This window comes from Rhizobium etli CFN 42 (genome assembly GCF_000092045.1).
Taxonomy (GTDB): Bacteria; Pseudomonadota; Alphaproteobacteria; order Rhizobiales; family Rhizobiaceae; genus Rhizobium; species Rhizobium etli.
The window spans coordinates 176,101-198,538 of sequence record NC_007761.1; the positions used below are offsets into that span (position 1 = coordinate 176,101).

Genomic DNA, 22,438 nt, shown 5'->3' on the forward strand with positions numbered 1-22,438 from the left:
CCGGCTTTCCGTTACCAAGAAGTGTGCCCTTGACGCGGGCGTTCGATCGCGGCCGTCCCGCTCAGAGGCCGGCCAGGGCCAGCGGTTGGATGCCAGCGGATTGATTGTCTGCCCGCTCGGGAGCGATATCGATTGATGTCGAGGTCATCGTTTCGTCGATGCCGGCGCCGTCCTTGTCCGTGCCGTAGATTTCCTTCACCGCTTCGGCGGTCAGATCCGAGGGCTTGCCGTCGAAGACGACGCGGCCGCCGGCCATGCCGACGATGCGCTCACAATAGTTGCGGGCGGTATCGAGCGTGTGGAGATTGGTAACGACCGTGATGCCCTCGCGCTCGTTGATGTCGCGCAGTGCATCCATGACGATCTTGGCGTTCAGCGGATCGAGCGAGGCGATCGGCTCGTCGGCGAGCACCATCTTCGGGTTTTGCATCAGCGCGCGGGCGATCGCCACGCGCTGCTGCTGGCCGCCGGAAAGGGTGCCGGCCGGCTGCAGCGCCGTCTGCTCGATGCCGAGGCGTTCGAGTGCCGCGATCGCATGCACGCGCTCCTCGCGGGTGAAGATGTTGAGGAGGCTCAGAAGCGTCGAACGGTGATTGAGGCGGCCGAGCATAACATTGGTCAGAACATCGAGGCGCGGCACCAGATTGAACTGCTGGAAGATCATCGCACAGTCGCGCTGCCAGTTGCGCAAGGCCCGGCCGCGAAGCCCGGAGACCTCGACGCCGGCGAAATGAATGGAGCCGGAGCTCGGCTCCTGCAGCCGGTTGATCATGCGCAGCAGCGTCGACTTGCCGGCGCCGGAGCGGCCGATGATGCCGACCATCTGACCCTGAGGAATCGTGAGCGTCACGGCGTCGACGGCGAGCTTCTTCCCGAAACGGCGGGTGACATCCTTCAGCTCGAACATCATGCTCTTCCCTTGCGCTCCAGGCCTTAGTCAGCATCGCATTAGTCCCGCTTCATGAACCTCACGTGTCATATTTGTGTAGTTCGTGTCACAATTCTCCGCGCCTGTATCGGAAGTCTAGCCGCCATATCTCGCCAGAAAATCTTCCGCGCTAAGGTTGCGAAAATCCTGCAAGGCTTGGCGCAGCCGGTCGTGCTCCCAGTCCCACCAGGCGAGCCGGTCCATGCGTTCGCCGACCGGTTTCGAAAACCGTTCGCGGATCAGTTTCGCCGGCACGCCGCCGACGATCGTGTATGGCGCGACGTCCTTCGATACCACCGCGCCGGCGCCGATGACGGCACCGTTGCCGACATTGACGCCCGGCAGGATGGTTGCGCCATGGCCAATCCAGACGTCGTGGCCAATCGTCACCCGGTTCGAGCGCCGCCAGGCGAAGAAGTCCGTCTCCATGTCGGCGTCCGGCCAATAGTCGGCGGCGCGATAAGTGAAATGATGCAGAGTGGCGCGCCAGGTCGGATGGTTGGTGGCGTTGATGCGCACGGCGGCAGCGATGTTGACGAACTTGCCGATCGTCGCGCACCAGACGGAGCCGTCCTGCATGATGTAGGAATAGTCCCCGAAAGTGGCTTCGCTGATGCGGCAGCGTTCGGAGACCTCGGTAAAGCGCCCGAAAGTGGAGCCGCTGACATCAGCCGTTTCGTGGATATAGGGCTCGATGCCCAACTGGCGGCTCATGCGGCGATCTTCCGAGGAGAGAATTGCTGGACGTCGAGGATGCGGTCGGCGACGGCCTCGCGCACTTCCTCGTCGTGGAAGATGCCGAGAAGGGCGACGCCCGCCTTTTTCTTCTCCGCGATCATGCCGACGACGACGGCGCGGTTTTTCGCATCGAGCGAGGCTGTGGGTTCATCGAGAAGCAAAATCGTATGCTCGGTGATGAAGCCGCGGGCGATGTTGACGCGCTGCTGCTCGCCGCCGGAGAAAGTGGCGGGCGGAAGCTGCCACAGCGCCTCCGGCAGGTTGAGCTCGGCGAGCAGCGCGCCTGCCTTTTCGCGTGCAACGACGATTTCTTCGCCGCGCGCCACGAGCGGTTCGGCCACCACGTCGATCGCCGCCACGCGCGGTACGGTGCGCAGGAACTGGCTGACATAGCCGAGTGTATCGCGGCGAACTTTGAGCACGGTGCGCGGATCGGCGGCGGCGAGATCGACGATCCGTCCATCGTGGCGGATGAGGATCTGGCCCGTATCGACGGCGTAATTGCCGTAGATCATCTTGAGCAGCGAGCTCTTGCCGATGCCAGAGGGGCCGCCGAGCACGACGCATTCGCCTGACGCGACCGAGAAGGCGACATCGGAGACGACGGGCAGCCGGATGCCGTCGCGCAGGTGCATGGTGAAGCTCTTCGACACTTCAGAAACGACGAGGGGCGTTGGCATTGTTTCTTCCTATTTTCTAGCGACGGCTCAGACCTGCAGGATCGAGGAGACGAGCAGCTGCGTGTAAGGCTCCCTGGGATCGTCGAGCACGCGGTCGGTGAGACCCTGTTCGATGACGGAGCCATCCTTCATCACCATCATGCGGTGCGAGAGCAGGCGAGCGACGGCGAGATCATGGGTGACGATGATGGCCGAAAGGCCGAGATCGTTGACGAGGCCGCGCACCAGATCGAGCAGGCGTGCCTGCACCGAAACGTCGAGGCCGCCTGTGGGCTCGTCCATGAAGACGAGCCGCGGGCCGGTGACGAGGTTGCGGGCGATCTGCAGGCGCTGTCGCATGCCGCCGGAAAAGGCGCGCGGCTGGTCGTCGATGCGGTCGGCATCAATCTCGACGCGTTCGAGCCAGTCGATCGCTGAGGCGCGGATCTTGCCGTAGTGCCGGTCGCCGATCGCCATCAGCCGTTCGCCGACATTGGCGCCGGCAGAGACAGTCATCCGCAGGCCGTCGGCCGGGTTCTGGTGGACGAAACCCCAGTCGGTGCGCATCAGGAAACGGCGTTCGGCCTCGTTCAATTGGTAGAGGTCGCGGTAGCTGCCATCGCGCATGTGGTATTCGACGCTGCCGGTGGTCGGCATCAGCCGGGTGGAGATGCAGTTGAGCAGCGTCGTCTTGCCCGAGCCGGATTCGCCGACGATGGCGAGAACCTCACCGGGCCAGAGCTCAAAGGAGACGTTCCGGCAGCCGATGCGATTGCCGTAGAATTTCGACAGATCCTTGACCTTGAGAAGGGGTGTGTCGGTCATTCTGCAGCCTCCCGGGCCAGCATCTCGCCGGCATGCCCCTGCGCCCGGCGATCTTCGCAATGGTCGGTGTCGGAGCAGACGAACATGCGCCCGCCCTTGTCGTCGAGGATGACCTCGTCGAGGTAGACATCCTCGGCGCCGCAGAGCGCGCAGGGTTTGTCGAAGCGCTGGATCTCGAAGGGATGGTCTTCGAAATCCAGGCTGACGACATCCGTATAAGGCGGCACGGCATAGATACGCTTTTCGCGGCCGGCGCCGAAAAGCTGCAGCGCTTCCGACCTGTGCATCTTCGGATTATCGAATTTCGGCGTCGGCGAGGGATCCATGACATAGCGGCCGTGCACCTTGACCGGATAGGCATAGGTCGTGGCGATGCGGCCGTTGCGGGCAATATCTTCGTAGAGCTTCACATGCATGAGGCCGTATTCCTCGAGCGCATGCATCTTGCGCGTCTCCGTCTCGCGCGGTTCGAGGAAGCGCAGGGGTTCCGGTATCGGCACCTGATAAACGAGCACCTGGCCGGCGCCGAGCTTTTCCTCAGGGATGCGGTGGCGTGTCTGGATGATCGTCGCCTCGCTGGTGCGCGTCGTTACCGCGACATTGGCGACCTTCTGGAAAAAAGCGCGGATCGAGACGGCGTTGGTCGTATCGTCGGCACCCTGGTCGATGACCTTCAGCACGTCATCAGGCCCGATGATCGAGGCCGTCACCTGCACGCCGCCGGTGCCCCAGCCGTAGGGCATCGGCATTTCGCGCGAGGCGAAGGGCACCTGATAGCCGGGAATGGCGATCGCCTTCAGGATGGCGCGGCGGATCATCCGCTTGGTCTGTTCGTCGAGATAGGCGAAGTTGTAGCTGGCGAGATCGCTCATTCGGCGGCTTCCTTCATGTCTTCGCCGCTGCTGCGGGCGGCTTCGAATTCGCGGCGCATGCGGCGGACGAGATCGAGTTCGGCCTGGAAGTCCACATAATGCGGAAGCTTCAGGTGCTCGACGAAACCGGTCGCCTGAACATTGTCGGAATGGGAGATGACGAATTCCTCGTCCTGCGCCGGCGCGGTGATATCCTCGCCGAGCTCTTCTGCGCGCAGCGCACGGTCAACAAGCGACATTGCCATAGCCTTGCGCTCGCTCTGGCCGAAGACCAGGCCGTAGCCGCGGGTAAACTGCGGCGGCGCCTTGGCCGACCCCTTGAACTGGTTGACCATCTGGCATTCGGTGATCTGGATCGTGCCGAGCGAGACGGCGAAACCGAGCTCCGGCACGTCGAATTCCACCTCGACGTCGCCGATGCGGATCTCGCCGGTAAAGGGATGGTTGCGGCCATAGCCGCGCTGGGTGGAATAACCGAGCGCCAGCAGGAAGCCCTCATCGCCGCGGGAAAGCGCCTGCAGGCGCAGATCGCGGGTCATCGGAAATTCCATCGGCTCGCGGGTCAGGTCTCCGATCTCGTGATCTTCGGGCATGTCGCCGTCGGCCTCTATCAGGCCCTCCTCGCCGAGGATTTCGCAGACGCGCATGACCCGGCCGGTCTCGGCCGGACGCTGGGCCGGCGCTTCGACCACTTCGTCCTCAAGCAGTGAGGGATCGAGCAGCCGGTGCGTATAGTCGAAGGTGGGGCCAAGCAGCTGGCCGCCCGGCAGATCCTTGTAGGTCGCCGAGATCCGGCGTTCAATCACCATGCCAGCCGTGTCGAGCGGTCTGGAATAACCGAAGCGCGGCAGCGTCGTGCGATAGGCCCGCAGCAGGAAGATCGCCTCGATCATGTCGCCGCGCGATTGACGCACGGCGAGCGCTGCGAGGGTGCGGTCGAAAAGCGAGGCCTCGGCCATGACGCGGTCGACGGCGAGCGCCAGCTGCGCCACGATCTGCTCGATGCCGATCGCCGGCAGCGACCGGTCGCCGCGGCGGCGGTCGGCAAGCAGACGGTGGGCATTGGCGATGGCGGCCTCGCCACCCTTGACGGCAACATACATGAGCTCAGATCTCCGTTGCTGTGATCGTGGTGGTGCGCGGCAGACAGACGAAGCGCTTGCCCGATGTCAGCACGATGTCGATGCCGCGCGGAAAGAGCGCACGGTTCTCGGTCCAGAGCCTGAGAAAGGTCTCCGGCAGGCTCACCGGGGCGACCTCCGTGACGCTCTGGATGCCCGGACCCATCAGCGCCAACCTGCGTCCGCCCTCGAGTTCGGGAAGTTCGATGACGACAGTCGTCGAGCGGTCGGGATATTCCTGCGTGCCTGATGCGAAGAGGCCGAAAGAACAAAGCGCAGTGCCCGCCTCTGCGAAGGCAAAGCGCGCATCGGCCTTTTCGGCTGTCACAGGAGCGCCGGTGTGGAAGCCGAGCCACTCCGGCACGGCGGATTTCGCCAGTCCCGAGGTCAGCCAGACGAGCGTGTCGTGGTCGCAAAGGGTGAGTGCGATCGTGCCGGCGGCAATGCCGAGCGGCGGCGGTGGATCGATATCGGGCTCTACCGTCTGAATGGTACCGGGGCGGGCCATGCCGTCCATCAGCATCTTGAAGACGCTCTGCGCATGGAAAATCGGCTCGGCAAAGCCGCCGGTCAAGGCTTCTGTCGCAAGGCCCATCAGTTGTCTCCCCGTACCATGGTGAAGAAATCGACGCGGGTCGCCGCCGTCTCATCCGCCTTGCGGTGGTCGGCGGCGGCGATGCGTGCGGCAATCGGCGAAAGCAGTGCCTGTTCGATGAACTCCCTGGTCGTCTCCTCCTGCCAGAGCGCGTCGAAGATCGCCGCAAGGCGCGCCTTCTCACGGTCGGTGCCGAGCGCCTGTGCATGGCCAATGGAGCCGGACTCGAGCCGCACCGTCGCGCGTGTCACCGTCACCTCGCCGAGATTGAAGGGAGCCCCGCCGCCGCCGATGCGGCCGCGCACCATCACCAGTCCGGTCTCCGGTCCGCGCACCGGATAAGCCACCGGTTTTTGCGGCAACGCATCCCAGACCGCCTGGAGTTCGCTCCGCTCCGCTCGCGCCAGCAGATCGGCGGCGCGTTTGCGCTCCGCGACCGTCTGTGACGCAGCGTCTTTCCTGTCCGCTGATATCATCGCTGCCTCCTCGAAATGTCTATTGATATAGACAAGTATACAAGCTATACCTAGCCTTAAATCGGTGTCGTGACAAGCGTGTGACATCGTTGGGCAAGGCAGGGGCGGGATGGCAGGACTGAAACAGGTGCAGAGGCAGACGGGCGTGGCGCTCTGGCGCCAGATCGCCGATCGGATTCGCGAGGCGATCGGCAACGGCGCCTATGACGAAACGGGGATGGTGCCGCCGGAAACGGTGCTGGCGCTGCAATTCGGCGTCAACCGGCACACGGTGCGCAGCGCGCTGGCGGCGCTGGCGCAGGAGGGAATTGTGAGGGCGGTACAAGGCCGCGGCACGCTGATCGAACGTAAGGAGCGGCTGAACTTCCCGATCACCCGGCGCACGCGCTTCACCGCCGGCATCGGCGATCAGGCGCGCGAGACGCGCGCACTTTTGCTCGATGAGGCGCAGGAGGAGGCGAGCGCCGAGGTTGGCAGTTGGCTGGGCCTGAAACAGGGCGAGATGGTGATCCGGCTGGAAACATTGCGCCATGCCGACAGGCGGCCGGTTTCAAAGGCGACGAGCTGGTTCCCCGCCGAACGCTTCGCCGGGATCGGCGAGGCCTACCGCAAGCATCAATCGATCACCAAGGCTTTCGCCGAGCTCGGCCTCGCGGACTACGTGCGGGCGACGACCGAGGTGACGGCGGCCCATGCTGCCACAGCCGACCTTGCAGATCTGGAACTCACCCCCGGCGCCATCCTTCTGATCGCCAAGGCGATGAACACCGACCTCGACGGCGTGCCGGTGCAATATTCGATCAGCCGTTTCGCGGCCGACCGGGTCCAGTTCACGATCGACAACTGAGGGCTTGGCGTACCGGCCGCCTCCGGCGGCACGCCTCGCCGAATTCAGTGTGCGCCGGACATATCGCCCAGCACTTCCTTGGAAGCCACGGTGGAATCCGCATTCAGCTTGTAGACCATCGGAACCCCGGTCGCGAGATTGAGGGCGAGCACGCCTTCTTTGGTCAGCTTGTCGAGCACCATGACCAGCGAGCGCAGCGAATTGCCGTGGGCGGCGACCAGCACCTTCTCACCGCGCAGCACGCGCGGCAGGATTTCCGTGAGATAGTAAGGCCAGACACGCGCGCCGGTGTCGCGCAGGCTCTCGCCGCCGGGCGGCGGCACATCATAGGAACGGCGCCAGATATGCACCTGTTCCTCGCCCCATCTGGCGCGCGCATCATCCTTATTGAGGCCCGAGAGATCGCCGTAGTCGCGCTCGTTCAGCGCCTGGTCGCGGATCGTTTCGAGATCGGGCTGGCCGACCTTGTCGAGAACGAGCTTCAGTGTGTGCTGCGCGCGCACAAGCGCCGAGGTATAGGCGACGTCGAATTTGATCCCGTATTCGGCAAGTGCGACACCGCCGGCGTTGGCTTCCTGTATGCCGAGCTCGGTCAGATCGGGATCCTTCCAGCCGGTGAAGAGATTCTTCAGGTTCCAGTCGCTCTGGCCGTGGCGAACGAGGACGAGGGTACCGCTCATGAATATGCCTCCGTAGTATCTTATTGGGAAGAAAGCCCGAGCACGTCGAGCATGGAATAGAGCCCCGGCTTCTCATCGCGCGCCCAGAGCGCCGCCTTGATGGCGCCGCGCGCGAAGATCGAGCGATCGGCAGCGCTGTGCGACAGGGTGACGATTTCGCCTTCGCCGGCGAAAAGCACGGAATGTTCGCCGATGACCGAGCCACCGCGCAGCGTCGCAAAACCGATCGTGCCCGCCTCGCGGGCGCCGGTATGGCCGTCGCGGACCCTGACCGATTTCGAGGCGAGATCAATATTGCGGCCCTTGGCCGCGGCTTCGCCGAAGAGAAGGGCGGTGCCGGAAGGGGCATCCACCTTGTGTCTATGGTGCATTTCCAGGATTTCGATGTCCCAGTCTGCGGGATCGAGCGCCCGCGCTGCCTGCTCGGCCAGCACGCTGAGCAGATTGACGCCAAGGCTCATATTGCCAGACTTGACGACGCGGGCATGGCGGGCCGCTGCGGCGATCTTCGTATTGTCCTCGGTCGAGCAGCCCGTCGTGCCGACAACGTGAACGATGCGGGCCTGAGCGGCGAGGCCGGAGAATTCCACGGTTGCGGCAGGCGCGGTGAAGTCGACTACGCCTTCGGCATGCAGGAAGGCCTGGAGCGGATCGTCGCCGATGATGACGCCGGTCGGGCCGAGCCCGGCGATCTCGCCGGCATCCTTGCCGATGAAGGGCGAGCCGGCGCGCTCGACGGCGGCATGCAGCGTCACGCCTTCGATGGAATGAATGAGCCGGATCAGCGTCTGCCCCATGCGCCCAGCTGCGCCAACCACCACCAGTTTCATCGCAGCATCGCTCATGTCAGTCTCACCAGGTTAGTATGAATCCGAGGCCGAAGGCCTCTGCAGGTTGTTGAGGCGAGCGTAAAGACCGTCGCTGACCTTCGCAAGCGTCTCATGATTGCCTTCCTCGACGACCCGGCCCTGCTGCATGACGACGATCTTGTCGGCGCGCACAACGGTCGAAAGACGGTGGGCAATGACAACGACGGTGCGCCCGGTCATCGCCTCGTCGAGCGCCTTCTGCACGGCGGCCTCGGATTCGGTGTCGAGCGCGGAAGTTGCTTCGTCGAGCAGCAGGATCGGCGCGTTGCGCACCAATGCACGGGCGATCGACAGCCGCTGGCGCTGGCCGCCCGAAAGCGTCACGCCGTTTTCGCCGACAGGCGTATCATAACCCTGCGGCTGCGCCGTGATGAAATCATGCGCATAGGCAAGCCGGGCAGCCTCTTCCACCTCTGCATCGGTCGCTTCGGGCCGGCCGTAGCGGATATTGTCGCGGATCGTGCCCTCGAACAGGTAGGGCTGCTGCGAGACATAGGCGAGCTGCTGGCGCAGCGACTTCTTGGTGATATGGGCGATATCCTGCCCGTCGATCAGGATCTCGCCTTCGCGCGGATCGTAGAAGCGCGGAATGAGGCTGATGACGGTGGATTTGCCCGCACCCGAGGGGCCGACGAGCGCCGTGGTTCCCCCGCCCTCGGCGACGAAGCTGACGCTGTTCAGCACGCTTTCATTGCCGTAGGCGAAGGAAACATTGCGGAATTCGATGCGCGCCTGCGTCACAACAAGCGGCCGGGCATCCGGCAGGTCGCGCTGGCGCGGCTCCATGTCGAGCAGTTCGTAAATCATCCGCGCGTTGACGACGGCGCGTTCCATCTGCACCTGAAGGCGGGCAAGGCGGCGGGCCGGGTCATAGGCAAGCAGCAGCGCCGTTACGAAGGAGAAGAAGGCGCCCGGGGCCACATTGTAATAGATCGAGCGATAGGCGGCATAGGCAAGCACGCTGGCGACGGCAAAGCCTGCGAAGCTCTCCGTCAGCGGCGAGGTGCGCTCGGAGAGCCGGGCAATCCGGTTCGCGCGGTTTTCGGCGGCCGTGATGAGCTTGTTGACCTTGTTCTCCAGCTCCTCTTCCATCGTGAAGGCTTTGACGATGGCAATACCCTGGATCGTCTCCTGCATGGCTCCCAGCACGTGGCTGTTCAGATGCACGGCCTCGCGGGTTGCTGAGCGAAGGCGTTTGGAAACATAACGCAGCGCATAGAGCAGCGGCGGCGCCATGACGAACACGGCGAGGCTGAGCAGCGGGTCCTGGAGGACCATCACGCCGATCAGCGAAACGAAGGTCAGGAGGTCGCGCACCGTCGAGGTGATCGTCAGGTTGAGCACGTCACGGATGCCGCTGACGTTCTGGCTCACCTGCGCCGCGATGTGAGCCGAGCGTGCCTCGCTGAAAAAGCCGACAGAAAGCGTCATCAGATGCGCATAGAGGCGGCGCTGATATCGGGCGACGATATTGTTGCCGACCTTGGAAAGCGCCACGGCCTGGCCGTAGCTGGCAAAGCCACGCAGCACGAAGGCGACGAAGATCGAAAGACAGATGATCCAGACGACGTCGGCGCGGCGGTTGGCGAAGGCCTCGTCGATGATCGCCCGCATGATCCAGGCGGTGAATGCCGTCGAAAGCGCCACGACCACGAGGCAGGTGATCGCGAAGACATAACCCCAGAGATGGTCGCGGCCGTTTTCAGCGACGATGCGCTTCAGGATGCCGGTTACGGTATCGCTGCTGACGCTCTGCTTTCTGCTTTCCACGGCTTCCAAATATCAAGCTTCCTGTCCGAGACTGAGCGCGCCGTGAACCGTGGCGCGCACTGTGGCCGGCTCTATAAAGAGTTGGGACTGGTTTGGCTAGACCGCGGCGCGTCCCGGAGGGGCGCGCGTTGGCTCAGCGCCGCCAGCGGCGGCCTTCCGTCGATACGCCGAAATTGGCCGGCATGCGCGCATAGGAGGAAAGCCCTGCGAGCGCCGCCAGCGGATGCGTCACCACATAGGTCGGGATGGTGCGAAGCAGCGCGCTATGCGGCGCCTTGTCCTCGAAAGCCTGCCGGAATTCCGGCTTCTTCAGCGCGGGGATGATCTTCTGCGAGATGCCGCCGGAGAGATAGACGCCGCCGCGCGCCATGAACACCATCGCCATGTCGCCCGCCACGCGGCCGAGATAGGTGGCAAACAGCGAAACGGTCTCGACGGCGACCTTGTCGCTGCCATCAAGCGCGTGCGATGTGATGTCGGCCGGATCCTTCATCGTCGGCTGGATACCGTCGACCACGCAGATGGCGTTATAGAGATTGACGAGGCCGCGTCCGCAGAGGATCTGCTCGGCCGAAACACGACCTTCGATCGTCTCGATATGCGGAAATATCTCATAATCGCGCTTGCTGCGCGGCCCGAGATCGATATGGCCGCCTTCGCCGGGAACCGGGATCCAAGTATGCTGGGCATGCACAAGCCCGCCGACGCCGAGGCCGGTGCCGGGTCCGAGCACGACGCGCGAGGCAACCATGTCGCCGGTGGCGCTGCCGATGCGTTCGCGGTTTTCATCCGACAGGGCGGCAATCGCTAGTGCCTGCGCCTCGAAATCGTTGACGACGAGCACATCCTCGATACCGAGGCCCTCGATCATCGTCTTGGGCCGCACCACCCAGGCGCAATTGGTCAGGGGGATCTCATCGTCGTTGATCGGGCCGGCGACGGCGAGGATCGCCGAGCGCGGCTGCACCGCCGTCTTGTCGAGCACGCCCTTTTGGATCGCCTCGTCGATCGTGGCGAAATCCGCCGTGCGCACGTTCGGAAACTGTTTCGGTTCGGCATAGGCATCGGTCAGGATGGAGAAGCGGGCATTGGTGCCGCCGATATCGCCGATCAGGATCGGGAAGGGAAGCGGAGCGGTGCTGTGGTTGGATTTGGGCATGGCCGGTTCCGTGCTGATCAGGCTTCGAGTGTGGGAAGGAGCTTTATAGCGGTCGCGTGGTTGAGCGCCATTGGAATGTCGTAGACAATGGCGAGCCGCATAAGCGCCTTCACGTCGACATCATGCGGCATCGGCGTCAGCGGGTCGACGAAGAAAATCAGGGCGTCGACCTCTCCGGTCGAGATCAGCGCGCCGATCTGCTGGTCGCCGCCGAGCGGCCCGCTTTTCAGCCTGGTGACGTCGAGGTCGGGAGCGGCGTCGAGCACCCGACCGCCGGTGGTGCCTGTCGCGACGATCTTCCAGCGCGAGAGAAGCTCCTGGTTGGCGCGAGCGAAAGCCGCCATGTCGTCCTTCTTCTGGTCATGCGCGATCAGCGCAAGGCATTTGCTGCCGGCCATGAAGTCAATCTCCGCCCCAACAATTCAATCGATTTGATCGCTTTATAACAAGTATTTGCGATTTGAAAGACAATGCATCCGTCCCTTCATTGGATCGTCGGCTTGTCGTTCGGGACCGGACCGACATCCGGCAACGCCTCGTCGTCGTCCGCCGGCGCGGCTGCCGGAGCGGCGGCGAGAGCGCTTGCGGCGGAAGGCCCGCCATAGGTGGCGGCTTGCATCGAAGCGACGGATGCAGCATCGAGCACGGCGGCGCAGGCCTTCGGCAGGTCGGAGACCATCATCTCACGCGGCGGCTTCGGGGGCTTGGCGCTGGTTTTGGGCGGTTTCGGGGGCGCCCAAGGCGCCGGGGTGAACCAATAGGCGAGCGACTTGTCGCAACCGTCTCCCGAGGCGACGGGAGCTTGCGGCGTGCATCCGGCAGCACCGGGCGGGCATTTGATGCGGATGTGGAAATGCGAGTCATGGCCGTATATCGGCCGGAGCTTACCAAGGTTGGTGCGGTCGCCGGTCCAGGTGTCGCACATCTTCTTCTTGATCGCCGGATTGACGAAGATGCGCTCCACTTCGGGATAGCTCGCCGCCAGCATCAAAAGCCGCGCGCGCGATTCCGTCCATACTTTGGGGTTGACAGTGAGGAACTTGTCCTTCTGCAGCATGCTGGTGAAGGGCAGGTCCTCGCGCTCTTGCGCGGTCATGCGGCGCGCCGGCATCGGGGTGAACCAAATATCGGCATCGAGGCCGATCTGATGTGAGGAATGGCCGTTGAGCATCGGCCCGCCGCGAGGTTGCGCGACATCGCCGACGAGGATGCCCGGCCAGCCGGCATATTTGACCGCATCCTGCGAAAACCGCTCCAGAAGCGCAATCATCGCCGGGTTGCCCCAGCGGCGGTTGCGCGAAAGCCGCATCGCCTGCCAGGTCGGCCCGTCGGTCGGCAGTGCCACCGCGCCGGTCATGCAGCCCTTTGCATAGAAGCCGATCGGCTGCGCCGGCCCCTGTGTCGGCAGGCTGACGCCTGCGAATAGCGCCTTGGCGCTGCCGGGGCTTGGCGGTTTCTGCTCGGCGCCGACGTCGCCGGCGGCAAGGCCGGCGCCGATCGCGCCGGCAAGCGCCAATCTGCCGAATGTTCTGAAAGCTTGGGCGAAGCCGAAAGCCATGCTGTTCCCTTACGTCGATGTCGAAGTGATTTGCGTTCGAATCTATCGTGAAAAGCGATTTTGGTGAATCGATGATTTGTTGGGCCGGCGTAGGGACAGCCGGTGACGGATCGACGCAGCGCTTCAACCATCGACGCCTTGGGCAGGAAAATTTCGCGAGCCCGGCAAAAACCAAACTCTCTCCTGTTTTTCGCCCCTATTTCTCGTATTGTCGAATCCATCAATATTCAGGGGAATGGCATGGCGGCTCTGTGGTCGAAAATCGGTCTGTTTCTGTCACTTGCGGGTGCTTTGACGCCCCTGATGGCAGTGGCTGGGGACCAGCCGTTTCAAATTGGAAGCTCGGTTATCAGTGACATGAAGTACAAGCCGGGCTTTGCGCATTTCGATTACGTCAATCCCGATGCTCCAAAGGGCGGGGACCTGCGCCTTTCCGCAAGCGGCGCCTTCGACACCTTCAATCCGCTGCTTGCCAAAGGACAGACGGCGGTCGGCCTGACGCTCGTGTACGACACCTTGATGAAGCCCGCCGATGACGAACTGCTTGTGTCCTACGGCCTGCTTGCCGAAGGACTTTCCTTTCCCGCGGACGTTTCGAGTGCGACCTTTCGCCTGCGCAAAGAGGCGAAATGGGCGGACGGGCAGCCGGTAACGCCCGAGGACGTCATTTTCAGCCTGGATAAGGCCAAAGAGCTCAATCCCGCCTCCGCGAACTACTATAGGCACGTGGTAAAGGCGGAAAAGACCGGCGATCGCGACGTTACCTTGACTTTCGACGAGAAGAATAACCGCGAGCTCCCCAATATTCTCGGGCAGTTGGTGGTTGTGCCGAAACATTGGTGGGAGGGGCAGGGACCCGACGGCAAACCCCGCGATATTTCAAAGACGACGCTCGAGCCGGTGATGGGCTCCGGACCTTATAAGATTGCATCCTTCTCGCCCGGCGCGACGATCCGTTATGAACTGCGCGACGACTACTGGGGCAAGGACCTCAACGTAAACGTCGGCCAGAACAATTTCCGCAACGTCATCTACACCTATTTCGGTGATCGGGACGTCGAGTTCGAGGCCTTTCGGGCCGGCAACAGCGACTATTGGCAGGAAACCACTGCCGCTCGCTGGGCGACGGGATATGATTTCCCCGCAGTGAAGGAAGGGCGCGTCAAGAAGGAGGAGGTTGCCAACCCGCTGCGCTCCACCGGCATCCTGCAGGCTCTCGTGCCCAATATGCGCCGTGATCTTTTCAAGGACGAACGGGTCCGCGAAGCGCTGAACTACGGTTTCGATTTCGAGGAGTTGAATCGCACGGTTGCCTTCAACAGCTACAAGCGCATCGACAGCTATTTCTGGAACACCGAACTTGCCTCTTCGGGCCTGCCGCAAGGCAGAGAACTGGAAATTCTGCAAGGCATGAAGGACAAGGTTCCGCCCGAGGTCTTCACGACGCCGTACACAAATCCCGTTGGCGGCGATCCGCAGAAAAGCCGCGATAACCTTCGCAAAGCGATTGCGCTCCTGAAAGATGCCGGTTGGGAGATCAAGAACAATCGAATGGTTAATACCAAAACCCGCCAGCCGATGAGTTTCGAGATTCTGTTGTCGAGCCCGATGCTGGAGCGTTGGGCCGTTCCCTATGCCAACAATCTCAAGAAAATCGGCATAGATGCGCGCGTGCGGACGGTCGATCCCTCACAAGCCGTCAACCGGGAACGCAGCTTCGACTACGACATGATCTGGAATGTCTGGGCGCAGACGATGAACCCGGGCAACGAGCAAGCGAATTATTGGGGATCCGCTTCGGTCAATCAGGAGGGCTCTCAAAACTACGCCGGCATTGCCAATCCGGCCGTCGACGAGCTCATTCGCATGATCATTTTCGCGTCGAATCGCGATGAACAGATCGCCGCGGTCAAGGCAATGGATCGGGTCTTGCTCGCAAACCATTACGTCATTCCGCTGTTCTACCGCGGTACCTATAACGTCGCCTATTGGAACACGATCACCCATCCGGCAGAATTCCCGGCCTATAGCCTCGGCTTCCCTGATGCCTGGTGGTCGACAGCGGCAAAATGAGCGGGCTTGCAATGCTGGGGCTCTGGGCTCCAAATGGCACAAGCGAATCACGACAAGCCGGCAGGGCCGGCAAGGGAAGGCTGGCGGATTGAGCGGCATTGGACTGGACGGCAGGCAGACAATAAGAAGATTTCCGGAGGCTCAAGGCTGATGGGTGCCTATGTCATTCGCCGCCTGCTTTTGATGATCCCGACCATCATCGGCATCATGGCGATCTCCTTTATCGTCGTTCAATTCGCCCCCGGCGGTCCGGTCGAGCAGGTCATTGCTCAATTGACCGGTCAGGCCGACGGCGCCGATCAGCGTCTGTCGGGCGGCGGCGACCTGCTGGGTGACGGAGGAGGGGATGAAGGCTCCAGATATCGGGGTGCCCAGGGGCTCGATCCGGAGCTGATCGCCAAGCTCGAAAAACAATTCGGTTTCGACAAGCCGCCGCTGACGCGTTTCGGCGAGATGATGTGGAACTACATCCGCTTCGATTTCGGTGAGAGCTTCTTCCGCAACACCTCGGTGCTCGACCTCATTAAGGAGAAGCTGCCGGTGTCGATCTCGCTCGGCATCTGGATCCTAATCTTCTCCTATGCGATTTCCATTCCGCTCGGCATCCACAAGGCGGTCAAGGACGGATCGACCTTCGATGTCTGGACCTCGGGCGTCATCGTCGTCGGCTATGCCGTTCCGAGCTTCCTCTTCGGCATCCTGCTGATCGTGCTTTTCGCCGGCGGCTCCTTCTACGACTGGTTTCCGTTGCGCGGCCTCGTTTCCGACAATTTCGACCAGCTCGCCTGGTGGCAGAAGCCGCTCGACTATTTCTGGCACCTCACTCTGCCGCTGATCTCGCTTTCGCTAGCCGCCTTTGCTACGACGACGCTCTTGACCAAGAATTCCTTCATCGAGGAGATCAAGAAGCAATATGTCGTCACCGCCCGCGCCAAGGGTCTGAATGAGCGGCAGGTGCTTTACGGCCATGTTTTCCGCAACGCCATGCTGATCATCATCGCCGGTTTTCCCGGTGCCTTCATCTCCGCTTTCTTCACTGGCTCGCTGCTGATCGAGAACATCTTTTCGCTCGATGGCCTCGGCCGCCTCGGCTATCTCTCGGTGGTCAACCGCGATTATCCGATCGTCTTCGCAACACTCTATATCTTCTCGCTACTCGGTCTTTTCGTCAGCCTGATCTCAGACCTGATCTATACCTGGATCGATCCGCGCATCGATTTCGAGCGGAGGGATGTCTGATGGACGCCGCCGCAAACCCTGCCACCGCAACCCCGGTCAAACCGCCGCGCAAGGGGCTGCTGTCGCCGACCAATATCCGTCGGTGGAAGAATTTCCGGGCGAACGGCCGCGGCTACTGGTCGCTGTGGCTTTTCCTGCTGCTGTTCGTGCTCAGCCTTTTCGCGGAATTCCTCGCCAACGACCGGCCGATCATCGCCTCCTATAAGGGCGAGATCCTGTTTCCGGTGTTGATCGACTATCCCGAGGAGAAATTCGGCGGCTTTCTCGCCGAAACCGACTACCGCTCCTCGGTGATAGCAGATGAGATCAATGCCAATGGCTGGATGATCTGGCCGCCGATCCATTATTCCTACCGCTCGGTCAACTCGAACATTCCGCATTCGGCTCCGACTCCCCCCTTCTGGCTGATGACCAAGGAGGAGCGTTGCTCAGGTTATCCGCAAGGCGCGAACGATCCCGGCTGCACGCTCGGCAATCTCAACTGGCTCGGCACCGATGACCAAGCGCGTGACGTGCTGGCGCGCGTTATCTACGGCTTCCGCATATCGGTGCTGTTCGGCCTGGCGTTGACCATCTGCTCGGCGATCATCGGCGTCACGGCAGGGGCGGTGCAGGGCTATTTCGGCGGCCTGACCGATCTCTTGCTGCAGCGCTTCATCGAAATATGGTCGTCGATGCCTGTGCTTTATATCCTGCTCATTATCGCCGCGATCCTGCCGCCCGGCTTCTTCGTGCTGCTCGGAATCATGCTGCTCTTCTCCTGGGTCAGCTTTGTCGGCGTCGTGCGCGCAGAGTTCCTGCGCGCCCGCAATTTCGAATATGTCCGCGCCGCCCGTGCGCTCGGCGTCAACAACCGCACCATCATGTGGCGCCACCTGCTGCCGAACGCCATGGTGGCGACGCTCACCTTTCTGCCCTTCATTCTCTCAGGCTCGATCACGACGCTGACCTCGCTCGATTTCCTCGGCTTCGGCATGCCGCCCGGCTCCCCTTCGCTCGGCGAAATGATCGCCCAGGGCAAGACCAACCTGCAGGCGCCTTGGCTCGGGCTGACGGCCTTCTTCACCATGTCGATCATGCTTTCTCTTTTGATCTTCATCGGCGAAGCCGTGCGCGACGCCTTCGATCCGAGGAAGACGTTTCAATGAGTGACATGACAGAACCGCTCCTTTCCGTCCGCGATCTCTCGGTTGCCTTTCATCAGGGCGGCGAAACCTCGCTTGCCGTCGATCGGATCTCGTTCGATATCGCCAAAGGCGAGGTCGTAGCGCTCGTCGGCGAATCCGGCTCCGGCAAATCGGTCTCGGCCAACTCGATCCTGCGCCTTCTGCCTTATCCCTCGGCAAGCCACCCCTCCGGGGAAATCCTGTTCAAGGGCAAGGACCTCTTGAAGGCATCGGAGCGGGCGCTGCGCGAGGTGCGCGGCAATGACATCACCATGATCTTCCAGGAGCCGATGACCTCGCTCAATCCGCTTCATACGATCGAAAAGCAGATCGCCGAGATCCTCGCCCTGCACCAGGGGCTCACCGGCCAGTCGGCGCGGATGCGCGTGCTGGAACTGTTGAACCAGGTCGGCATCCGCGAGCCTGAGAAGCGGTTGAAGGCCTATCCGCACGAACTCTCCGGCGGTCAGCGCCAGCGCGTCATGATCGCCATGGCGCTCGCCAACCGGCCGGAACTGCTGATCGCCGACGAACCGACAACAGCGCTCGACGTCACCGTACAGGCGCAGATTCTAGAGCTTCTCCGGCAGTTGAAGACGGCGCACGGCATGTCGCTGCTGTTCATCACCCACGATCTCGGCATCGTGCGCAAATTCGCCGACCGCGTCTGCGTCATGACCAAGGGCCGGATCGTCGAAACCGGGACGGTCGAGGAGGTCTTCGCCAATCCGAAGCACGACTATACCCGCCATCTTCTCGCTTCCGAACCGCGCGGCGAGCCGCCGCTTGCCGATCCGTCGAAGCCGGTGGTGATGGAAGGCTCGGATATCCGCGTCTGGTTCCCGATCAAGGCGGGGTTGATGCGCCGCGTCGTCGATCATGTGAAGGCGGTCGACGGCATCGATCTTTCGCTGCGCGCCGGACAGACGCTCGGAGTCGTCGGCGAATCCGGTTCGGGCAAGACCACGCTCGGGCTTGCCCTCACCCGTCTGATCTCGTCGCAGGGACGGATTGCCTTTTTCGGCAAAGATATAGCCGGTTATTCTTTCAGCGAAATGCGGCCGTTACGCAACCAGCTGCAGATCGTCTTCCAGGACCCCTACGGTTCGCTCAGCCCGCGCATGTCGGTCGGCGATATCATTGCCGAAGGGCTGAAGGTGCATGAGCGCGCCTTGAGCGCCGAGGAGCGCGACCAGCGTGTCTGCTGGGCGCTGGAGGAGGTAGGCCTCGATCCGCTGACCCGCTGGCGCTATCCGCATGAATTTTCAGGCGGCCAGCGCCAGCGCATCGCCATAGCTCGCGCCATGGTGCTGAAGCCCCGTTTCGTCATGCTCGACGAGCCGACATCCGCGCTCGACATGAGCGTGCAGGCCCAGGTCGTCGACCTCCTGCGCGATCTGCAAAAGAAACACGACCTCGCCTATCTCTTCATCAGCCACGACCTGAAGGTTGTGAAGGCGCTCGCCAACGACGTCATCGTCATGCGGTTCGGCAAGGTGGTGGAGCAAGGTCCCTCCGCGGAAATCTTCCGCGCGCCCAAGGACGATTACACCAAGGCGCTGATGGCAGCCGCGTTCAACATCGAGGCGGTGCCGACGCCCGCCGTGCAGCAGTAAAGAAGATCATGTCAGTTCGTCCTCCCGTCCTCGTCGATATCAAGTTCAACCCCGAAGGTGTCGACCGGGTCCTGAAGACGGCCTTTGCCGACCGCGGCAGCATCAATCTCGCCGATCCCGCCAATCGCGAGCGTGATTTCAGCGAAACGGAATACGCGCTTCTCTGGAAGCCGGATGCCGACCTCTTTCGACGGGCACCGAACCTCAAGGTCATCTTCTCGGGCGGCGCCGGTGTCGATCACATCATCGGCATGGCCGGTCTGCCTGATATTCCAATCGTTCGTTTCGTCGACCGCAGCCTGACGACCCGCATGAGCGAATGGGTCGTCATGCAGTGTCTGATGCATCTACGCGGGCAATATGGCCATGACAGTCACCAGCGGCGGCGCGAATGGGCCAAATTGATTGCGCCGGAAGCGGCGGAGGTGACTGTCGGTGTCATGGGTCTCGGCATTCTCGGTCAGGATGCGGTCGCCAAGCTGAAAGTGATGGGTTTCAACGTCATCGGCTGGTCACGCACCCGTAAAACAATCGAGGGCGTCGAGACCTTCGACGCGGGCGAACTGGACAGGTTTCTTGCCAAGACCGACATTCTGGTCGGCCTCTTGCCGCTGACGCCTGAGACGACGGGCTTCTATGATAGTGAGCTATTTAAGAAGCTCCGCCGCGACGGTGCGCTCGGCCAGCCGGTCTTCATCAATGCCGGCCGCGGCAAGAGCCAGATCGAGACCGACATCGTCTCGGCCGTCAGGGAGGGGACCCTCGGCGGCGCTTCTCTCGACGTTTTCGAAGTGGAGCCGCTCGCCACCGACAGCCCGTTGTGGGAGTTGGAGAACGTCTTCATCACCCCGCATGACGCGGCTGTCTCTGAGGAGAACGCGCTGTTTCGCCATGTTGAGATGCAGATCGCCCGTTTTGAGCGCGGCGAGCCGCTGCAGTTCGTGATCGATCGCGCCGCCGGTTATTAGCGGCATCTCGCGCCAAAGCTGCGGCGGTTTGGCTATTCCAAGATCGCGGCACGTTTGAGCCCGGAACCTTCCAGACGGCCACCCGTTTTCCTTGCGAAGTTCTTTGCGGCCAGATCGCCGCCAAGGCAGCGGAAGGAGACGATGATGGCGCATCAGACCGAAACACGCTGGGAAAAATCCCACGGAAAGCTTCACAAGGAACAGCAAATCCCGCCGGTCAAGGCAAAGCAGGGGCGTATGGGTTACCGTATCCTGACCGTGCTGCTCGTGGCGCTGATCCTTGCCTTCGTGGTCTGGATTCCAGTCGAGATCTGGGGCCGCCGCGAGGCGAACGAGGTGGCGCCGCAGCAGCCCGGCCAACAGCTCCAGCAGCAGCAATCCGACGCAGCACCCGCGCCGACGATGCAGAATGGCAATGCGGGTCCAACCGAGACGCCGGCAACGGCGCCTGCCCCTAATAGCGCGCCTGCGGCACCGACCCAGCCTGCGGCACCGGCCCAATAGGCCTTTGGCAGACGATCTCCCGCATCCCGCCGCCACGCTGCGGCGGGATGTTTATGTTTTTTCTGGACTTTATCCGCCGATTTTTCGATAAGAAGGCGCACGAGCCGGTTTCGTGCGCCGGCCCGGAACTTGGCAGCACCTGACCGGATTGGACGGGGGCAGGATTCTCATGGCCAAGACCGATATCGCGAGACGCGTCTACAATCACGCCTGGAAACTCGACCCGATCATCCGCAGCCTGATCGATACCGACTTCTATAAGCTGCTGATGCTCCAGATGATCTGGAAGCTCTATCCTGATGTGAACGCCTCCTTCACCCTCATCAACCGCACCAAGCGCGTGCATCTCGCCGAAGAGATCGATGAGGGCGATTTGCGCGAACAGCTCGACCACGCCCGCACGCTGCGGCTCTCCAAGAAGGAGATGATATGGCTGGCGGGTAATAGTTTCTACGGCCGCGCGCAGATCTTCGAGCCGGAATTCCTGGCCTGGCTGTCCAATTTCCAACTTCCCGAATACGAGCTGTCGAAGAAGGACGGGCAATATGTGCTGGACTTCCATGGATCCTGGAAGGAAACCACCATGTGGGAGATCCCGGCGCTCGCCATCGTCAACGAGCTACGTTCGCGTTCGGCGATGAAGGCGCTCGGCCCTTTCACGCTGGATGTGCTCTACGCCCGCGCCAAGGCGAAGATGTGGTCGAAGGTCGAGCGGCTGAAGGAATTGCCCGGCCTGCGCATCTCCGATTTCGGCACCCGCCGCCGCCACAGCTTTCTCTGGCAGCGCTGGTGCGTCGAGGCGCTGAAGGAAGGCATCGGCCCGGCCTTCACCGGCACCAGCAATGTATTGCTGGCGATGGATTCCGATCTCGAGGCGGTCGGCACCAATGCCCACGAACTGCCGATGGTGGCAGCCGCCCTGGCGCAGACCGATGAGCAACTGCGCAATGCCCCTTACAAGATCCTGCGCGACTGGAACAAGCTCTATGGCGGCAACCTGCTGATCGTCCTGCCGGACGCCTTCGGCACTGCAGCCTTCCTGCGCGACGCCCCCGAATGGGTCGCCGACTGGACCGGCTTCCGTCCGGACAGCGCGCCGCCGATCGAAGGCGGTGAAAAGATCATCGACTGGTGGAAGAAGATGGGCCGCGATCCGCGCCAGAAGCTGTTGATCTTCTCCGACGGTCTCGATGTCGACGCCATCATCGACACTTACCGGCATTTCGAAGGCCGCGTGCGCATGAGCTTCGGCTGGGGCACCAACCTGACGAATGATTTTGCCGGCTGCGCGCCGACGGAAATCTCAGGCCTCAATCCGATCTCGATCGTCTGCAAGGTCAGTGACGCCAACGGCCGTCCGGCGGTAAAACTCTCCGACAATCCGCAGAAGGCGACCGGCGAACCGGCGGAGGTCGAACGCTACCTGAAATTCTTCGGCGCCGAGGATCGGGTCGATCAGACCGTCCTGGTATAGGCACGAGGTGAGGCGCGGCCATGATGGGGCGCATCGATATGCCCCGCCATCGCATCCTCGATCGACCAGCCGAAGCGCCAGGCGTCGAACATCGAATACCATTCCTGAAAATCGGTGATCGGCAGCACATCCGGCTTCGACATCGGATTGTCCGCCAGGCTGCGGCCGCGAGCACGATCGCGCACGCCACGCTCCTGCATCTCAAGCAGATTCTCGAACAACATCACCCGGCCTCCCTTTCCATGGGTTTATGCAATCATGCTAATGAAGCATTGTCGAGTCCGGATGTGAGCATTCCGGT

At 62.3% G+C, this 22,438-nt stretch carries 23 protein-coding genes; 8 read left to right on the forward strand and 15 right to left on the reverse strand.

Annotated features, from left to right (window positions below; translation table 11 throughout):
* Positions 1-61 precede the first annotated feature (61 nt).
* The 8 genes from phnC to phnG all read right to left on the reverse strand — a co-directional run bounded on the left by phnC (position 62) and on the right by phnG (position 6,214).
* Positions 62-907, reverse strand: coding sequence for a phosphonate ABC transporter ATP-binding protein (gene phnC / locus RHE_RS00815; RefSeq protein ID WP_011423554.1), 846 nt, complete (start codon positions 905-907; stop codon positions 62-64).
* Between the two features lie 117 nt (positions 908-1,024).
* Positions 1,025-1,642 (reverse strand): DapH/DapD/GlmU-related protein, encoded by a 618-nt coding sequence (locus tag RHE_RS00820; RefSeq protein ID WP_011423555.1) that lies wholly within the window; start codon positions 1,640-1,642, stop codon positions 1,025-1,027.
* Entirely contained in the window at positions 1,639-2,346 is a 708-nt protein-coding gene (phnL, locus tag RHE_RS00825) for a phosphonate C-P lyase system protein PhnL (RefSeq protein ID WP_011423556.1), read from the reverse strand. Before phnL ends, RHE_RS00820 begins: the two co-directional genes overlap by 4 nt.
* Positions 2,347-2,373: 27 nt before the next feature.
* A complete protein-coding gene (gene phnK, locus RHE_RS00830) occupies positions 2,374-3,150 on the reverse strand; it encodes a phosphonate C-P lyase system protein PhnK (RefSeq protein WP_011423557.1) in 777 nt (258 codons plus the stop codon).
* A complete protein-coding gene (locus RHE_RS00835) occupies positions 3,147-4,022 on the reverse strand; it encodes an alpha-D-ribose 1-methylphosphonate 5-phosphate C-P-lyase PhnJ (protein WP_011423558.1) in 876 nt (291 codons plus the stop codon). The genes phnK and RHE_RS00835 overlap by 4 nt, the downstream gene beginning before the upstream one ends.
* Entirely contained in the window at positions 4,019-5,125 is a 1,107-nt protein-coding gene (locus RHE_RS00840; RefSeq protein WP_011423559.1) for a carbon-phosphorus lyase complex subunit PhnI, read from the reverse strand. Before RHE_RS00840 ends, RHE_RS00835 begins: the two co-directional genes overlap by 4 nt.
* Before the next feature lie 4 nt (positions 5,126-5,129).
* A complete protein-coding gene (gene phnH, locus RHE_RS00845) occupies positions 5,130-5,738 on the reverse strand; it encodes a phosphonate C-P lyase system protein PhnH (RefSeq protein ID WP_011423560.1) in 609 nt (202 codons plus the stop codon).
* Entirely contained in the window at positions 5,738-6,214 is a 477-nt protein-coding gene (gene phnG / locus RHE_RS00850) for a phosphonate C-P lyase system protein PhnG (RefSeq protein ID WP_011423561.1), read from the reverse strand. Before phnG ends, phnH begins: the two co-directional genes overlap by 1 nt.
* Before the next feature lie 109 nt (positions 6,215-6,323).
* On the opposite strand from phnG, the gene phnF reads away from it, so the two are divergent.
* On the forward strand, positions 6,324-7,061 hold the full coding sequence (gene phnF / locus RHE_RS00855; protein WP_011423562.1) for a phosphonate metabolism transcriptional regulator PhnF: 738 nt from the start codon (positions 6,324-6,326) through the stop codon (positions 7,059-7,061).
* Positions 7,062-7,105: 44 nt separating this feature from the next.
* Here the strand turns inward: phnF and RHE_RS00860 are convergent, their stop codons facing one another.
* The 6 genes from RHE_RS00860 to mepA all read right to left on the reverse strand — a co-directional run bounded on the left by RHE_RS00860 (position 7,106) and on the right by mepA (position 13,097).
* Positions 7,106-7,741: a 2,3-bisphosphoglycerate-dependent phosphoglycerate mutase gene (locus RHE_RS00860; protein ID WP_011423563.1), complete on the reverse strand. Its 636-nt coding sequence runs from the start codon at positions 7,739-7,741 to the stop codon at positions 7,106-7,108.
* A 20-nt stretch (positions 7,742-7,761) separates the two neighbouring features.
* Positions 7,762-8,586, reverse strand: a complete 825-nt coding sequence (dapB, locus tag RHE_RS00865; protein WP_011423564.1) for a 4-hydroxy-tetrahydrodipicolinate reductase — start codon at positions 8,584-8,586, stop codon at positions 7,762-7,764.
* Positions 8,587-8,601: 15 nt separating this feature from the next.
* The gene (locus RHE_RS00870; protein ID WP_011423565.1) at positions 8,602-10,389 is read right to left on the reverse strand and encodes an ABC transporter ATP-binding protein; all 1,788 of its coding nucleotides are present in this window, start codon (positions 10,387-10,389) and stop codon (positions 8,602-8,604) included.
* A gap of 124 nt (positions 10,390-10,513) precedes the next feature.
* The gene (locus RHE_RS00875; protein WP_011423566.1) at positions 10,514-11,539 is read right to left on the reverse strand and encodes a glucokinase; all 1,026 of its coding nucleotides are present in this window, start codon (positions 11,537-11,539) and stop codon (positions 10,514-10,516) included.
* Positions 11,540-11,556: 17 nt separating this feature from the next.
* Positions 11,557-11,937, reverse strand: a complete 381-nt coding sequence (locus tag RHE_RS00880) for a methylglyoxal synthase (RefSeq protein ID WP_011423567.1) — start codon at positions 11,935-11,937, stop codon at positions 11,557-11,559.
* A gap of 86 nt (positions 11,938-12,023) precedes the next feature.
* Positions 12,024-13,097: a penicillin-insensitive murein endopeptidase gene (gene mepA / locus RHE_RS00885; protein WP_011423568.1), complete on the reverse strand. Its 1,074-nt coding sequence runs from the start codon at positions 13,095-13,097 to the stop codon at positions 12,024-12,026.
* 240 nt (positions 13,098-13,337) lie between these two features.
* On the opposite strand from mepA, the gene RHE_RS00890 reads away from it, so the two are divergent.
* The 7 genes from RHE_RS00890 to pncB all read left to right on the forward strand — a co-directional run bounded on the left by RHE_RS00890 (position 13,338) and on the right by pncB (position 22,137).
* Entirely contained in the window at positions 13,338-15,170 is a 1,833-nt protein-coding gene (locus tag RHE_RS00890; protein ID WP_011423569.1) for an extracellular solute-binding protein, read from the forward strand.
* 150 nt (positions 15,171-15,320) lie between these two features.
* The gene (locus RHE_RS00895) at positions 15,321-16,409 is read left to right on the forward strand and encodes a microcin C ABC transporter permease YejB (RefSeq protein ID WP_011423570.1); all 1,089 of its coding nucleotides are present in this window, start codon (positions 15,321-15,323) and stop codon (positions 16,407-16,409) included.
* A complete protein-coding gene (locus RHE_RS00900; RefSeq protein ID WP_011423571.1) occupies positions 16,409-17,557 on the forward strand; it encodes an ABC transporter permease in 1,149 nt (382 codons plus the stop codon). The genes RHE_RS00895 and RHE_RS00900 overlap by 1 nt, the downstream gene beginning before the upstream one ends.
* Positions 17,554-19,191: an ABC transporter ATP-binding protein gene (locus RHE_RS00905; RefSeq protein WP_042117707.1), complete on the forward strand. Its 1,638-nt coding sequence runs from the start codon at positions 17,554-17,556 to the stop codon at positions 19,189-19,191. The genes RHE_RS00900 and RHE_RS00905 overlap by 4 nt, the downstream gene beginning before the upstream one ends.
* An 8-nt stretch (positions 19,192-19,199) precedes the next feature.
* On the forward strand, positions 19,200-20,159 hold the full coding sequence (locus RHE_RS00910; RefSeq protein ID WP_011423573.1) for a 2-hydroxyacid dehydrogenase: 960 nt from the start codon (positions 19,200-19,202) through the stop codon (positions 20,157-20,159).
* A gap of 141 nt (positions 20,160-20,300) precedes the next feature.
* Positions 20,301-20,663, forward strand: a complete 363-nt coding sequence (locus tag RHE_RS00915) for a hypothetical protein (protein WP_011423574.1) — start codon at positions 20,301-20,303, stop codon at positions 20,661-20,663.
* A 169-nt stretch (positions 20,664-20,832) separates the two neighbouring features.
* The gene (gene pncB / locus RHE_RS00920) at positions 20,833-22,137 is read left to right on the forward strand and encodes a nicotinate phosphoribosyltransferase (RefSeq protein WP_011423575.1); all 1,305 of its coding nucleotides are present in this window, start codon (positions 20,833-20,835) and stop codon (positions 22,135-22,137) included.
* Here pncB and RHE_RS00925 read toward each other — a convergent pair.
* Positions 22,119-22,361 (reverse strand): CrpP-related protein, encoded by a 243-nt coding sequence (locus RHE_RS00925; RefSeq protein ID WP_187331707.1) that lies wholly within the window; start codon positions 22,359-22,361, stop codon positions 22,119-22,121. The two genes, pncB and RHE_RS00925, sit on opposite strands and share 19 nt — an antisense overlap.
* Positions 22,362-22,438: the final 77 nt, after the last annotated feature.

Excerpts from the sequence above, each read along its gene's own strand:
- phnC (WP_011423554.1), bottom strand. The coding sequence starts at position 907 with ATGTTCGAGCTGAAGGATGTCACCCGCCGTTTCGGGAAGAAGCTCGCC.
- RHE_RS00820 (WP_011423555.1), bottom strand. The coding sequence starts at position 1,642 with ATGAGCCGCCAGTTGGGCATCGAGCCCTATATCCACGAAACGGCTGAT.
- phnL (WP_011423556.1), bottom strand. The coding sequence starts at position 2,346 with ATGCCAACGCCCCTCGTCGTTTCTGAAGTGTCGAAGAGCTTCACCATG.
- phnK (WP_011423557.1), bottom strand. The coding sequence starts at position 3,150 with ATGACCGACACACCCCTTCTCAAGGTCAAGGATCTGTCGAAATTCTAC.
- RHE_RS00835 (WP_011423558.1), bottom strand. The coding sequence starts at position 4,022 with ATGAGCGATCTCGCCAGCTACAACTTCGCCTATCTCGACGAACAGACC.
- RHE_RS00840 (WP_011423559.1), bottom strand. The coding sequence starts at position 5,125 with ATGTATGTTGCCGTCAAGGGTGGCGAGGCCGCCATCGCCAATGCCCAC.
- phnH (WP_011423560.1), bottom strand. The coding sequence starts at position 5,738 with ATGGGCCTTGCGACAGAAGCCTTGACCGGCGGCTTTGCCGAGCCGATT.
- phnG (WP_011423561.1), bottom strand. The coding sequence starts at position 6,214 with ATGATATCAGCGGACAGGAAAGACGCTGCGTCACAGACGGTCGCGGAG.
- phnF (WP_011423562.1), top strand. The coding sequence starts at position 6,324 with ATGGCAGGACTGAAACAGGTGCAGAGGCAGACGGGCGTGGCGCTCTGG.
- RHE_RS00860 (WP_011423563.1), bottom strand. The coding sequence starts at position 7,741 with ATGAGCGGTACCCTCGTCCTCGTTCGCCACGGCCAGAGCGACTGGAAC.
- dapB (WP_011423564.1), bottom strand. The coding sequence starts at position 8,586 with ATGAGCGATGCTGCGATGAAACTGGTGGTGGTTGGCGCAGCTGGGCGC.
- RHE_RS00875 (WP_011423566.1), bottom strand. The coding sequence starts at position 11,539 with ATGCCCAAATCCAACCACAGCACCGCTCCGCTTCCCTTCCCGATCCTG.
- RHE_RS00880 (WP_011423567.1), bottom strand. The coding sequence starts at position 11,937 with ATGGCCGGCAGCAAATGCCTTGCGCTGATCGCGCATGACCAGAAGAAG.
- mepA (WP_011423568.1), bottom strand. The coding sequence starts at position 13,097 with ATGGCTTTCGGCTTCGCCCAAGCTTTCAGAACATTCGGCAGATTGGCG.
- RHE_RS00890 (WP_011423569.1), top strand. The coding sequence starts at position 13,338 with ATGGCGGCTCTGTGGTCGAAAATCGGTCTGTTTCTGTCACTTGCGGGT.
- RHE_RS00895 (WP_011423570.1), top strand. The coding sequence starts at position 15,321 with ATGGGTGCCTATGTCATTCGCCGCCTGCTTTTGATGATCCCGACCATC.
- RHE_RS00900 (WP_011423571.1), top strand. The coding sequence starts at position 16,409 with ATGGACGCCGCCGCAAACCCTGCCACCGCAACCCCGGTCAAACCGCCG.
- RHE_RS00905 (WP_042117707.1), top strand. The coding sequence starts at position 17,554 with ATGAGTGACATGACAGAACCGCTCCTTTCCGTCCGCGATCTCTCGGTT.
- RHE_RS00910 (WP_011423573.1), top strand. The coding sequence starts at position 19,200 with ATGTCAGTTCGTCCTCCCGTCCTCGTCGATATCAAGTTCAACCCCGAA.
- RHE_RS00915 (WP_011423574.1), top strand. The coding sequence starts at position 20,301 with ATGATGGCGCATCAGACCGAAACACGCTGGGAAAAATCCCACGGAAAG.
- pncB (WP_011423575.1), top strand. The coding sequence starts at position 20,833 with ATGGCCAAGACCGATATCGCGAGACGCGTCTACAATCACGCCTGGAAA.
- RHE_RS00925 (WP_187331707.1), bottom strand. The coding sequence starts at position 22,361 with ATGTTGTTCGAGAATCTGCTTGAGATGCAGGAGCGTGGCGTGCGCGAT.